Origin of the sequence: Cellulomonas timonensis (assembly GCF_900046455.1) — a bacterium.
GTDB lineage: Bacteria > Actinomycetota > Actinomycetes > Actinomycetales > Cellulomonadaceae > Cellulomonas_A > Cellulomonas_A timonensis.
In genome coordinates, this window is the sequence record NZ_FCOT01000011.1 from 277,322 (window position 1) to 289,463 (window position 12,142).

General features: G+C 72.8%; 13 protein-coding genes and 1 pseudogene. 5 read left to right on the forward strand and 9 right to left on the reverse strand.

Features of this window, described 5'->3' with window-relative positions; genetic code table 11:
- Nucleotides 1-129: 129 nt before the first annotated feature.
- Both BN3788_RS06770 and BN3788_RS06775 read left to right on the forward strand, forming a co-directional pair.
- Nucleotides 130-1,605, forward strand: coding sequence for a hypothetical protein (locus BN3788_RS06770; protein WP_147525072.1), 1,476 nt, complete (start codon nt 130-132; stop codon nt 1,603-1,605).
- A 72-nt stretch (nt 1,606-1,677) separates the two neighbouring features.
- Nucleotides 1,678-2,922, forward strand: a complete 1,245-nt coding sequence (locus BN3788_RS06775) for a hypothetical protein (RefSeq protein ID WP_147525073.1) — start codon at nt 1,678-1,680, stop codon at nt 2,920-2,922.
- A 5-nt stretch (nt 2,923-2,927) separates the two neighbouring features.
- Here BN3788_RS06775 and BN3788_RS06780 read toward each other — a convergent pair whose 3' ends face one another.
- From BN3788_RS06780 to BN3788_RS06810, 7 genes and pseudogenes are all read right to left on the reverse strand, one after another.
- The gene (locus BN3788_RS06780) at nt 2,928-3,944 is read right to left on the reverse strand and encodes a zinc-dependent alcohol dehydrogenase family protein (protein ID WP_066583436.1); all 1,017 of its coding nucleotides are present in this window, start codon (nt 3,942-3,944) and stop codon (nt 2,928-2,930) included.
- 10 nt (nt 3,945-3,954) lie between these two features.
- Complete coding sequence (locus BN3788_RS06785; protein WP_066583439.1) at nt 3,955-4,938, reverse strand: aldo/keto reductase; 984 nt, start codon at nt 4,936-4,938, stop codon at nt 3,955-3,957.
- A gap of 88 nt (nt 4,939-5,026) precedes the next feature.
- Nucleotides 5,027-5,233 carry a helix-turn-helix domain-containing protein gene (locus BN3788_RS06790; protein WP_066583446.1) on the reverse strand — a complete coding sequence of 69 codons (207 nt, stop codon included), beginning with the start codon at nt 5,231-5,233 and terminating at the stop codon, nt 5,027-5,029.
- On the reverse strand, nt 5,233-5,730 hold the full coding sequence (locus BN3788_RS06795) for a DUF2975 domain-containing protein (protein ID WP_066583448.1): 498 nt from the start codon (nt 5,728-5,730) through the stop codon (nt 5,233-5,235). Before BN3788_RS06795 ends, BN3788_RS06790 begins: the two co-directional genes overlap by 1 nt.
- Before the next feature lie 39 nt (nt 5,731-5,769).
- Nucleotides 5,770-7,112 (reverse strand): annotated as a pseudogene (locus tag BN3788_RS06800) (RNA polymerase sigma factor).
- Entirely contained in the window at nt 7,109-7,528 is a 420-nt protein-coding gene (locus tag BN3788_RS06805; RefSeq protein ID WP_066583450.1) for a YciI family protein, read from the reverse strand. The pseudogene BN3788_RS06800 and the gene BN3788_RS06805 overlap by 4 nt, the downstream one beginning before the upstream one ends.
- A gap of 117 nt (nt 7,529-7,645) precedes the next feature.
- Nucleotides 7,646-8,113, reverse strand: a complete 468-nt coding sequence (locus BN3788_RS06810) for a DUF2510 domain-containing protein (protein ID WP_066583453.1) — start codon at nt 8,111-8,113, stop codon at nt 7,646-7,648.
- 85 nt (nt 8,114-8,198) lie between these two features.
- Between BN3788_RS06810 and BN3788_RS06815 the strand changes: the two genes are divergently transcribed.
- The 3 genes from BN3788_RS06815 (at nt 8,199) to BN3788_RS18960 (ending at nt 10,808) form a co-directional block, all read left to right on the forward strand.
- Nucleotides 8,199-8,849: a CG0192-related protein gene (locus tag BN3788_RS06815; RefSeq protein ID WP_066583456.1), complete on the forward strand. Its 651-nt coding sequence runs from the start codon at nt 8,199-8,201 to the stop codon at nt 8,847-8,849.
- 141 nt (nt 8,850-8,990) lie between these two features.
- A complete protein-coding gene (locus BN3788_RS06820) occupies nt 8,991-10,478 on the forward strand; it encodes an MATE family efflux transporter (RefSeq protein ID WP_066583459.1) in 1,488 nt (495 codons plus the stop codon).
- 111 nt (nt 10,479-10,589) lie between these two features.
- Entirely contained in the window at nt 10,590-10,808 is a 219-nt protein-coding gene (locus tag BN3788_RS18960) for a hypothetical protein (RefSeq protein ID WP_066583462.1), read from the forward strand.
- A 20-nt stretch (nt 10,809-10,828) separates the two neighbouring features.
- On the opposite strand, the gene BN3788_RS06830 is transcribed toward BN3788_RS18960, so the two are convergent.
- Both BN3788_RS06830 and BN3788_RS06835 read right to left on the reverse strand, forming a co-directional pair.
- Entirely contained in the window at nt 10,829-11,095 is a 267-nt protein-coding gene (locus tag BN3788_RS06830; RefSeq protein ID WP_066583465.1) for a hypothetical protein, read from the reverse strand.
- On the reverse strand, nt 11,092-12,060 hold the full coding sequence (locus tag BN3788_RS06835; protein ID WP_066583473.1) for an SPFH domain-containing protein: 969 nt from the start codon (nt 12,058-12,060) through the stop codon (nt 11,092-11,094). The genes BN3788_RS06830 and BN3788_RS06835 overlap by 4 nt, the downstream gene beginning before the upstream one ends.
- Nucleotides 12,061-12,142: the final 82 nt, after the last annotated feature.

Genomic DNA, 12,142 nt, shown 5'->3' on the forward strand with positions numbered 1-12,142 from the left:
GTGAAGGCCGCGGCGAGTGTGACGCAGGTCACTCTTCACTCCGGCGATGCGCCTGCGGCGACCAGCGGAATCCGCTGGGATGCGTGTACGCGAGCCAACGGCGGCCCGCCTGACGCACCGGACGGGACGATGTCGAAGATTGACCGGAATGAACTGCTCGACGGCTGGGCCACCAGTGCCGCCCGGATGGACGAGTTCGTCATCGTGTCCGACATCCGCGAAGCCGCTGCCGCAGGCGCCGGAGCCCACGACATGGACGCCGAGCGGGCGAGGGCGGCGATCTTGGCCAGGCGCCCCGCGCTCGCAGCAGGCCTGCTCGCGGATGTCGAGCGGTCCGTGCTCACCGCCACGAGCCACTCGTGGCGGGATGTCATCGCGATGGCCGCGTGGGCGGCCCTCGGCGACGCCGACGCGCTCTCCGCGCTGCACCGCGCCGGTCAGAACATCGACGGCCCCGCCATGGTCGTCCACCGGTACCTGCTCGCCTCAGCCGCGGATCAGGCGGGCCGGACCAAGCTCGCCGACAGCGTGTGGCAGGACCTGGCCGAGGTGACCGAGGCGACCATGCTGGTGACCCGACGGAAGATCGTCGCCGATGTGATCCGCAGGTCCACCTCGGACTCGGGCGCGGCGGGCGCGGTGATCGGACGGTCGGCGCGCGTGCTCATCGAGCTCCCTCCCCTCCCCGAGGACGACCTACGGCATGTGCGTGATGTCGTCACCCAGCTCGAGGCGCGGGACGATCACGCCGGGGCGCTGCTCATACTCGAGGCGATCGCCGCGCTGCGACCCGTCGCGAAGGAGGCCCGCCCCCTCCTCAAGGAACGGGCTCGTGGGGGCGGGTGGTGGCGTGAGCGCATCCTCGGGCTCGCCGCGGTGGTGGGCGCGACAGCACTGGCCATCGTCTGCACGCTGACGGGCCTGTCCCACTGGGTCTCGCTCGCAGGCGCCCTGGCGGCGTTCGCGGTCTGGCGCGAGTGCCGGCTTCCGCAGGGCCAGGGGCTGTCGCCGGTCGATGCTCGCGTGCTGGCCGAGGTGCGCGCGCTGATGCCCGACGTCGCGGGGAGCCTGCCCGATCTGGCCCGCAGGATCGGGGGCGTCATCACGGGTGGGACGCTTGCCTTCCTCGCGGGTGTCGCGTTGGCGACCCTCGTCACCGAGGTGCTCATCGTGGACGTCTACCGGGCGAACGTGGAGACGTCGGACGCGATCGCATGGCTGCTGATCTTGATGCTCACGGTGATGGGCGGCGCCGCGGGCCCGCACCTGCTGCGCGTGGCGCAGAGGCCCGCCGCGCGCAAGTACGTGGACCAGGTGCGGTCCACTCAATTCCAGCCCATCCGCGGCTGTGCGTGCCTCACCACCGTGGGCATCCGCGGCGCCGACGCCAAGCGGTACGCCTCGCGTCATCTGCGCGAGGCCGACCCGGAGGTCGCCGCGATGGTCCCCACGATCACGCGGGCCACCGTCAAGGCCCACCAGTGCCCCGACTCGCAGACGCCGTGGCTGGCGGTGCGGCTCCCCGGCCGGGAGGCGATGATCTTCCGGGGGACGCTCGTGCGCGTGGCGGACACGCAGGGCGACGCGGTGGGCGGCTACCTCTGAGGGCGCTCGGCGCTTGGGTCGGGTTTCGCGCCGCGGCTCCAGTGCTGGCACGGTTCGTCCGATGGTGACCACGTGACCTCTCCTCCTGACGACCTGCCGCGCTCGCCCACGGGCCGGGTGCCCCAGTGGGTCGTCGATGAGGCGAGGGGGGTCCGGGTCGATCCGGCGGGATGGCGCGCCCCGGAGCCGACTCGGAGGCGGAGGCCGGACCGGCGTGGGCGGGGGCGCGGCGTCGCGGTGGTCGTCAGCCTCGTGGCCCTGGTGCTCGCCGTCGCGTGGTGGCTGCAGAGCGGCGCGCCGGGGCTGCAGTACGGCGTGGGCAGGCTGCTCGACCCCGATCCCTCGCAGGGCGCCCCGGTGGAGCCGTCGGCCGAGGCCATCGCGTTCGCGCAGGAGGCGCACCTGACGGAGGAGGGGAGCCAGCTCTTCTACAACGCCCGCCCGGAGCTCCTCGGCGCGGCGGAGTTCGTGGGCCGTTGCGTCGACGACGTGGGGGTGCCACGGGTGCGGGCGGACGGGGCCGTGGGCTGCTACTCCAGCGGCGCCAACAGCATCGTCGTCTACGTGCCGGCGGATCCGCGCCTGCGCGGGTTCGCGGTGGAGACCGTGGCCCATGAGGCGTTGCACGCGGCCTGGGATCGGTTGGCGCAGGACGAGCGCGACCAGCTCACGCCCCTCCTCGAGGCCGAGCTGGCGGCCGTCGCCGCGGACGACATGATCCACCTGCAGCTCGCCGGCTCTGTGGGCGACCATCCCGAGAACCGCCCGACGGAGTTGTTCGCCTACCTGGGGACGCAGGTCTGGCATGACGGCGGCCTCCATCCCCGCGTCGAGGAGGTGTACGCGCGGTTCATCGCGGACCGACCAGCCCTCGTGGCAGTGCATGAGGGGTGGGGCGCGTTGCTCGACGGCCTCGGGGCGGAGGTCGACGCCGCGTCGCAGGCGCTCACCGCCCAGGAGGCGGCCAACGGCCAGGAGCGTGCACAGCTCACCGCCGACGCCGAGTCGGTGGAGTTCTACCGCCGCAGCCACCAGGAGAAGGTCGCCGAGCTCGCCGCGATGCGGGCGGAGCAGCGTGAGGGGCTGCGGTTGTCGTGGGAGTGGTGGGACGGCACGCCACTGCCGATGGCGGCCGCCGACAAGACGCTCGCCAAGGCCGCCGCGTTGCTGGCGCGGGACGACGTGGAGCTGCCGGCGCGGGACGCCGTGATCCGCGCCGCCGAGGAGGCCGCCGCTGCGGAGCGCCTCCGCGTCCAGGCGCTCGTCGACGACGTGAACGCGTTGCAGGCGCAGCTCGACCCGGCCTCGGTGGGGTAACCCGGTCAGGGGCGGAGCAGCACCTTGATGGCGCGGCGCTCGTCCATCGCCCGGTACGCCTCGGGGGCCTGGTCGAGCGGGAGCTCCAGGTCGAAGACCTGGCCAGGGTCGATGGCGCCGTCCCAGATGAGGTCGATCAGCCCGGGCAGGAACCGGCGCACCGGGGCGGGGCCGCCGTGCAGGTGGACGAGGGAGAAGAACAGCGGGCGGCCGCTCAGCTCGACGTCGTGGGAGACGCCGACGTAGCCGACATGGCCGCCGGGGCGCGTGGAGCGGATGGCCTGCAGCATCGCCTGCTGGGTGCCGACGGCCTCGACCACGCTGTGCGCCCCGAGCCCGTCCGTGAGGTCCAGGATCTCGGCCACGCCCTCGTCGCCGCGAGCTGTGACGATGTCCGTCGCCCCGAACGCCCGCGCGAGCCGTTGGCGGGACTCGTGGCGGCTCATCGCGACGACCCGATCGGCGCCGAGCTGCGTGGCGGCGAGCACGGCGAGCAGCCCCACGGCGCCATCGCCCACGACGACGACGGTCTTGCCCGGACCGGACTCGGCGGCCACGGCGCCGAACCAGCCGGTGCCGAGCACGTCGGACGCGGTCAGCAAGCTGGGCAGCAGGTGCTCGGGCGGCGCCTCGGGGGTGGGGACGAGGGTGCCGTCGGCGAGGGGGACGCGCAGGAGCTCGGCTTGGGCGCCGTGCACAGGCTGCCGGTGCACGCAGCCGGACTGGTAGCCGGCCAGGCAGATCTCACAGGTGTCGTCCGAGGCGATGAACGACCCGATCACCGTCTGGCCGGGCGCGACCGTCGTGACCGCGGCGCCGACCTCCTCGACGACGCCCACGTACTCGTGGCCCATGTGCCGGGGCTCGCCCACCGGCTCGATGCCGCGGAAGGGCCATAGGTCGGAGCCGCAGACACACGCCACGGTGATGCGGAGGATCGCGTCCGTGGGCTCCTGGATCGTGGGATCGGGCGCCTCCTCGACGCGGACGTCGCCGGGGGCGTGCAGGATGGTTGCGCGCATCGTGGCTCCTCTAGCGGTTCACGTAGCCCATGTGCCTGGCGTTGTAGCGGTCACCGTGCACACCGACGCGCGCGGCGACGGTGTCGAGGTCGGCGATGTCGTCAGCGGACAGTGCGACGCCCGGGGCGCCGGCGTTCTCCTCGACGCGGCTGATGCGGCGGGTGCCCGGGATCGGCACGATCCACGGCTGCTGGGCCAGGAGCCATGCCAGGGCCACCTGCCCGGGGGTGGCTCCCCGGCGCGCGGCGAGCTCGGCGACGTGCGTGACGAGGGCCTGGTTCGCGGCGCGGTTGTCCTCGCTGAACCGGGGGATGGTGGCGCGCACGTCGTCGGCGGCGAATGACGTCGTGGTGTCGACAGTCCCCGTGAGGAACCCCTTGCCCAGGGGGCTGAACGGCACGAGCCCGATGCCGAGCTCGGCGAGGGTGGGCAGCACCTCGGCCTCGGGGTCGCGGGTCCACAGCGAGTACTCGGACTGCAGGGCGGTGACGGGGAAGACGGCGTGGGCGCGGCGGATGGTCGCGGCGCTGGCCTCGGAGAGCCCGAAGTGACGGACCTTGCCAGCTTGCACGAGCTCGGCGACGGTTCCGGCCACGTCCTCGATCGGGACGTCGGGGTCCACGCGGTGCTGGTAGAAGAGATCGATCGTGTCGGTGCGCAGTCGGCGCAGCGACGCGTCGGCGACTCGCCGGATCTGCTCGGGGCGGCTGTCCAGCCCACCCGTGCCGCCCTCGATGTCCCAGCCGAACTTGGTGGCGATGACCACCTGGTCGCGCACCGGCTCGAGGGCCTCGCCGACGAGCTCCTCGTTGACGTAGGGGCCGTAGACCTCGGCGGTGTCGAAGAACGTGACGCCCCGCTCGACCGCGCCGCGCAGCACCCCGATCATGTCGTCGCGGTCGCCCGGGTTGGGCCCGTAGCTCTGCGACATGCCCATGCAGCCCAGGCCGATGGCAGACACCTTGAGGCCTTGGCCGAGCATGCGGGTGTGCATCGTGTGTCCTCATCTCCTCGGGGCGGGGCCGTTGATGGCTCGCGCCCCACACCTGAACCTAGGCCGGGCGCCCGTCAGTCGCGAGGCGTCAGTCGTCCACCCACTCGAGGAGGTCGCCGGGCTGGCACTCGAGCACCCGGCACATGGCGTCCAGGGTGCTGAAGCGCACGGCCTTGGCGCGGCCGTTCTTCAGCACCGCGACGTTGGCGGGGGTGAGGCCGACGCGCTCGGCGAACTCCCCGACGCTCATCTTCCGCTTGGCGAGCTCCACGTCGATGCGCACGACGATGGGCATCAGATCACCGCGTCCATGTCGGACCGCAGGCTGGCGGCCTGCCGCAGCAGGGTGCGCAGCACCACCATGAGCAGCACGAGCACCCCGCCGATCAGCACCATCCCGGCCAGCGCCATGGGGAGCCCCGGGTCGCGCAGCTCGGGGGTGGCGTAGATGGTGACGGAGGTCGCGACGGCCGCGCCGAGGAGCAGCAGCCAGGCGCCGGTGATGGCCCAGACGATCGCGTCGACCCAGGCGAAGGCGTCGGTGCTGAAGATGCGGTCGGCGGTGACCATCGTCAGCAGCCGCCACGTGGAGACGATCACGATCTCGACGCACAGCAGCGCCAGGATCGCGATCACCGTCAGCGGCCAGCGCAGGTGGGCGAGGTCCGGCTCCTCCTGGGCGAGGTGGGCGAACTGCCCGGGCCAGGACAGCGTCTGCCCGACGACCGAGGCGGCGAACAGGAGCACGAGCAGGACCCGGAGCAGTCCCACGGCCTTCCGCGTCAGGTTCATAGACTGAGTGTCAGCAGATATCTATCGACTGTCAATAGATCACGTGCTGTTCAAGGCAGCCAGCTTCTGTCGCAGCACCTCACGCTCCCGATCACTCGCGCACAGCCGGATGGCGAGCTCGATCTCGCGCCGCGCCTCGGCCGCCCGCCCCAAACGCCGCAGCAACTCGCCGCGCACACTCGGCAGCAGGTGGGAGCCGTCGAGCCGCCCGCCCGCGACCAGGTCGTCCACCACCAGCAGCGCCGCCGCCGGCCCACGCGCCATCGACAGGGCCACCGCGCGATTCAGCTCGACGACAGGGGAGGGGGCCAGCCGCCCCAACGCCTCGTACAGCACGACGATCCGCTGCCAATCCGTCTCGGCCACCGACGGCGCCACCGCATGGCACTCGGCGATCGCCGCCTGCAGCCCATACGCGCCCAGGCCCAGACCGCGGAGGGTGGTGGAAGGGGTAGATGGGGAGAAGAGAACGAAGCAGGGGGGCCGGCGGCGGGGGATTGCGCCGTGCCCAGCGCCGCCCGGCCCCGGCGGATCGCCGCCCGATCCCACCGCCGGCGGTCCTGGTCCTCGAGCAGCACAGGCGTGCCGTCCTCCCGCATCCGGGCGGGGAACCGCGCGGCCGTCAGCTCGAGCAACGCCAGCAAGCCATGCGCCGCCGCGTCCCGCGGCGCCAGCCGGGCCAGGATGCGGGACATCCGGATCGCCTCCCGGGCCAGGTCGGGCCGGATCCACTCCGCTCCCGAGCTCGCCGTGGAGCCCTCGGTGAAGATCAGGTAGATCACGTTGAGCACCGCGCCCAACCGCTCCCGGCGCTCCTCGGGCGACGGCGCCGCGAACGGCACCCGCGCCGCCGCCAACGTCTTCTTGGCCCGCGTGATCCGGGCCTGCATCGTGGCCGCAGGCGCCAAGAACGCCCGGGCGATCTCGGTGCTCGTGAGCCCGCCGACCACGCGCAGCGTGAGCGCCACCTGGGACTCGCGGGACAGCACCGGGTGGCAGGCGATGAACATCAGCGCGAGCACGTCGTCGTCGATCTGGTCGGGGTCCCACAGCAAGTCGGCGTTCGGGCCGCCTTGGGGCGACAGGGGGCCGCCGCCCTCGCCCAGATCGTGGGCGAGGGCGGCGTGCCTGTCGTCGAGCGCCGAGCGCCGCCGGAACGCGTCGATGGCGCGCCGGCGCCCCACGGTCAGCAGCCAGCCGGCCGGGTTCCGCGGCACGCCGTCACGCGGCCACGACACGAGAGCCTCCGCCAGCGACTCCTGGGCGACGTCCTCCGCAAGCGAGAAGTCGCCGGTGAACCGGGCCAACGTGGCGACGATGCGGGCGGACTCGATCCGCCACACCGCCTCGACGGCGTCCCGGCCACCGCCCGGACGGCTCAGAGCTGCCCGGTCGCCTCGCGCCACGCCCGTTCCTTCTGGATCCACACGTTGTCCTGCGGGAACTCGTCGATGCTCGCGACGCGGCGGATCTCCGTCTTCATGCCGGGGCCTGCCAGGGGCGCCCGGGAGGCCCATTCGACCGCCTCCTCCCTCGAGGCAACGTCGAGGATCCAGAAGCCGCCGAACAGCTCCTTGGTCTCCCCGTACGGGCCGTCGGTGACCACGGGCGGGACAGAGGAGTAGTCGACGACGACGCCCTCGCCCGCGTCGTCGAGCCCCTCGGCCGCCACCAGCACGCCGGCGGAGATCATCTCGTCGTTGAAGCGCCCCATCGTCTCGAGCATGAGCGCGGGGTCGACGTCCTCGAACGCCGCGAAGGCCTCGTCCGATGAACGCATGATCAGCATGTACTTCATGGTCGTCTCCTCATGAGCGCGGGGTCCCTCTTGGACCCTCTCACCCTTGAGTCGAACGAGGGAACCGCTGAATCGACATCGGCGCCACAGCACTTCACGCGCGCCCATGCGGGGTGGTCAGACGGAGCCGCCGAGCGCGCCCGAGAGGAACGCGACCATGCCGGCGGTGCCGAGCACCCCGCAGACGATGCCCACGATCGCCCGGCCCCGCCCGTGGCCGCCGTGCCGCGCGCGGGCCATCGCCCAGGCGCCGAGGCCGATCGCGAACGGGCCGAGCATCCAGATGCCGAGCGAGAGCAATCCGAGATACCCGGCGGTCACCGACTGCCACGAGCGGCCCACGGGGACGATCCAGTGCATGACTGAGCCGGGGCCGTGGTCCGGTCCGGGCGCTGCGTACTGATAGCCGCCGTCAGGCTGCTGCGCGCCGAACGGCTGCGCGGCGTAGGGCTGCGCGCTGAACGGCGCCGCGGCAGGGTCGGGCGTGGTGTGCGTGGTCCACTCGACGCCGTCGAACCAGCGGAGCGAGCCGTGCGTGACGCCGTCGGGGTACCAGCCGGGCGCAGCGGTCGGCGAGGTCGTCATGTGGCGCATATCGACGCGACCCGGGCCGGGCTTGAGCCTGCTGAACGGCCGTCACTCATTCGGTCGCGACCCTAGGATCGGCCCCATGGCCCTCCTCTACTCAGCACAGCTCCGCCCGACCAAGTTCGAGCTCCTGGCCGGGTGGCTCCCGGCGCAGCAGTGGTTCGCCCACGACCCGGGCGCGGAGCTGGGGCGGCTCGGCGCGTTCCGGCTCGACGACCCGGCCGGCGAGGTCGGCGTCGAGGTCCTGCTGGTCGAGGTCGAGGGCGAGGTGCTGCAGGTGCCGCTGGCCTACCGCGGGGCGCCGTTGCCGGGCGCGGAGCAGTGGCTGGTCGGCACGATGGAGCACTCGGTGCTGGGCTCGCGCTGGGTGTACGACGCATGCGCCGACCCCGTCTACGCGAACGTGCTGGCCGCCGTCATGCGCGGCGACGCGGCGCAGGCGGAGGAGGTGCTGGTGGGTGAGGACGGCGTCGCGCGCCCGCGTGCCGCGAGTGTCACGGTGGGCGCGACGGGTCCCGCGGCGACCCTCCCCGAGGTGGCTCCGCTGCCCGATGACAGCCCGGCGCCGTGCGCCACCTCGGGCTCCGTGACGGCCATCCGCCTCGGGGCCGTCGATCTCGCCGTGAGGCGCGTGCTGGACCTCGACGCCCGCGGCCAGGACCTGCCCGGCGTGGTGGCCACGTGGCCCGGCCAGGCGGACCCCGTGCTGCTCGTCGCCGCCAGCCCGGCCTGACCTCGGGCCGCAGCGCCCGTACCCGCATCACACCCAGGAAAAATGTGCGTGACCATGCGGATCGTAACGATACGATTCGGGGGCCACGACCAGAACGGCCATGGCGTCGCCGCTCCTGGCCGTTGTTCGTGAGGCTGTGCTGTGTCCAAGGTCTTGACCACGGGAAGCCCGTGGCGCGTCGTGCTCGCCTTCGCTGTGCCGTTGCTCATCGGCAACGTCGTCCAGCAGCTCTACCAGGTGGTCGACGCGATCGTCGTGGGCCGCGTGATCGGCGTCGACGCGCTCGCGGCCGTGGGCGCCACCGGGAGCTTCCTGTTCCTGCTGCTCGGCTTCGCCTGGGGCCTGACGAACGGCTTCGCGATCCCGACGGCACAGGCCTTCGGCGCCGGCGACGCGGCAGCCGTCCGTCGCTCCGTCGCGGCCGGCGCGGTGCTCACGGGCGCGACCAGCGTCGTCCTCACCGTGCTCGCCCCGATGCTCGCGGGGCCCGCGCTGCGCCTGCTGCGCACCCCCGAGGAGCTCGTCCCGGAGGCCACCACCTTCGCCGTCGTGAGCTTCCTCGGCGCGAGCACCATGATGTTCTTCAACTTCCTCGCCGCGATCATCCGGGCCATTGGCGACTCCCGCACCCCGCTCGTGTTCCTCGCGATCAGCTGCCTGCTCAACATCGGCCTCGTGCTGGCGTTCGTCGGGAGCCTCGGCCTCGGCGTCGGGGGAGCGGCGTGGGCGACTGTCGTCTCGCAGGGTGTCTCAGTGGCGCTGTGCCTGGCGTATGTGCGCCGCCGCGTCCCGGTGCTGCACGTGCGCCGCGAGGACTGGCGGGTCATCAGCCGCGCCGACCTGGGGCTGCACCTACGGCTCGGCCTGCCGATGGGCTTCCAGGCGTCGATCATCGCCATCGGCGCCATCGCCGTGCAGGTGCGCCTCAACGACCTGGGCTCCGACGCGGTGGCCTCGTACACCGCCGCCACGCGCGTCGACGGCCTCGCGGTGGCGCTGCTCGCGTCGCTGGGCCTGGCCATGTCGATGTTCGTCGCACAGAACCACGGAGCGGGCCGGCCCGATCGCATCCGCCAGGGCGTGGCGCAGGGCGTGTGGATCTCGGTGGCCGGCGCCGTGGTGCTCGGCGCCGTGCTCATTGCGGCCGGCGCCCCGATCGTCCGGCTCTTCGTCGGGCAGGGGGAGGAGGAGGTCGTCGCGGCGGCCACGACCTACCTGGTCGTCAACGGCGCCCTGTACGTGGTGCTCGGCGTCCTCTTCGTGCTGCGCGGCGCCCTGCAAGGGCTGGGACACACCTTCGTCCCGACGCTCACCGGCGCGGTCGAGCTGGTCATGCGCGTGGGCGCCGCGATCGTGCTGGGCGCGGCCTTCGGGTTCGCCGGTGTCGTGTGGGGCAACCCGCTCGCCTGGATCGGCGCCGTCGCGATCCTCATCCCGGCGTATCTGAGGGCGCGCCGCCGTCTCGCCGAGACCCCCATCACCGCGCCCGTCGGCGAGGACGTGGTGGCGGACGTGCTGGTGCTGGAGGGCCCGATCGAGGGCTCGTCGGTGGTCGACGCCGTCATCCCCACGCAGATGGGCCCGCGCGACGCCACGGACGCGACGCCAGCGCCCCTCGCCCGGCACTAGGGCCGATATAGGCCGTATGTCCCTGCCGTCCACGGCATGCGCGCCCGACGATGGTGGGGGTCGGACACCCACCGACGCCACCATCCGCCGCCCCACACCCCGGAGCGCACCATGAGCACCGTGACCCTGACCGTTCCTGCCCGCCGGACGCGTCCGGCCGATGCGCTGCGCCGGGCGCTGGAGTCCGCGCCGCCCCGCTGGGAGGCCGGCACCCGCGGACGCCTCGCCGGCTACGTCGTGGTGAGCGCTGCGGCGTGGACTGCCGTGGGGCTGCTGGGCGCCGCGGGTGTGAACCTGCTGCTCGAGTCACTGGTCGTGCTCGTCGGCTGACGTCTCTGCCGCCGAGGGGGTTAGCCCTCCGGCGCGGGTGACGCCGGGCGGCCCGGGCGGCGCTGCGGTCGGACATCGCGGGGGAGGCGCCCGGCGTCGGCCAGCGCGCGCCGCAGCAGCATCTCGATCTGGGCGTTGACGCTCCGCAGGTCGTCCGCCGCCCAGTGGGCGAGCGCGTCGTGCACGGAGGGGTCGAGCCGGAGCAGGACGGACTTGCGCGCCGCCGCCCGTGTGGGCGGCGGCGTCGCGGCTGGATCCGCAGCCCCCTGGGGATCCTCCGCCGTCATGAATACAGCGAGCCCGCGTTGATGACGGGGGTGGCGCGGGACTCACTGCACAGCACGACGAGCAGGTTCGACACCATGGAGGCGCGGCGCTCGTCGTCGAGGTTGACGATGCCGTCCTTCTCGAGGCGGCCCAGCGCGTCCTCGACCATGGACACCGCGCCCTCGACGATGCGCGAGCGGGCGGCGATGATCGCGCCGGCCTGCTGGCGCTGGAGCATGGCCTGGGCGATCTCCGGGGCGTAGGCGAGGTTGGAGATGCGCGCCTCGACGACCTCGATGCCGGCGATGACGACGCGGGCGGCGACCTCGGCGGCGATCTCGCCAGAGATGACGTCGGTGGCGCCGCGCAGGCTCTCCTCGCCCTCGTCGGCCTGGTCGTACGGGTGGGACATCGCGACGTGGCGCAGTGCCGACTCGGACTGCACCCGGACGAAGTCCGCGTAGTCCTCGACGGCGAAGCTGGCCCTGGCCGTGTCGGCCACCTGCCACACGACGATCGCCGCGATGTTGATCGGGTTGCCGTCGGCGTCGTTGACCTTGAGCTCGCTGGTCTCGAAGTTGCGGACCCGCACGGAGACCCGCTTGCGAGTGGTCAGCGGGACGGTGAAGACCAGGCCGGTGCGGCGGATGGTGCCGAGGTAGCGGCCGAAGAGCTGCACGACGAGGGTCTGCCCGGGGCTGATCACGGACAGGCCGGTCATCAGCAGGGAGCCCAGGACGATCAGGCCCACGCCTGATGTCCCGAGCAGGCCTCCGCCGGTGGTGGCGGCCTCGGCGGCGACGAACAGCGGGATCGAGGCGCCGAGCAGGGCGAGGGACACGAGGAGCATCAGCAGCGCGCCCCCGCTGCCCCAGGACCACGCGAGGCGTTCGGTGACGTCGACGCGGGTGCCGTCGTGCCCCACCGGGCGGCCCGCGGGCTCGCCTCCGACGGACTCCTGCGGGGGTGTGGTGGTCTCGCTCATCTCACGGTCCTCTCTGATGTCACGGGCGTCCCTGCCTCGCGTATAGCAAAGTGATATCACATTACGCGATCGACAGAAGCAG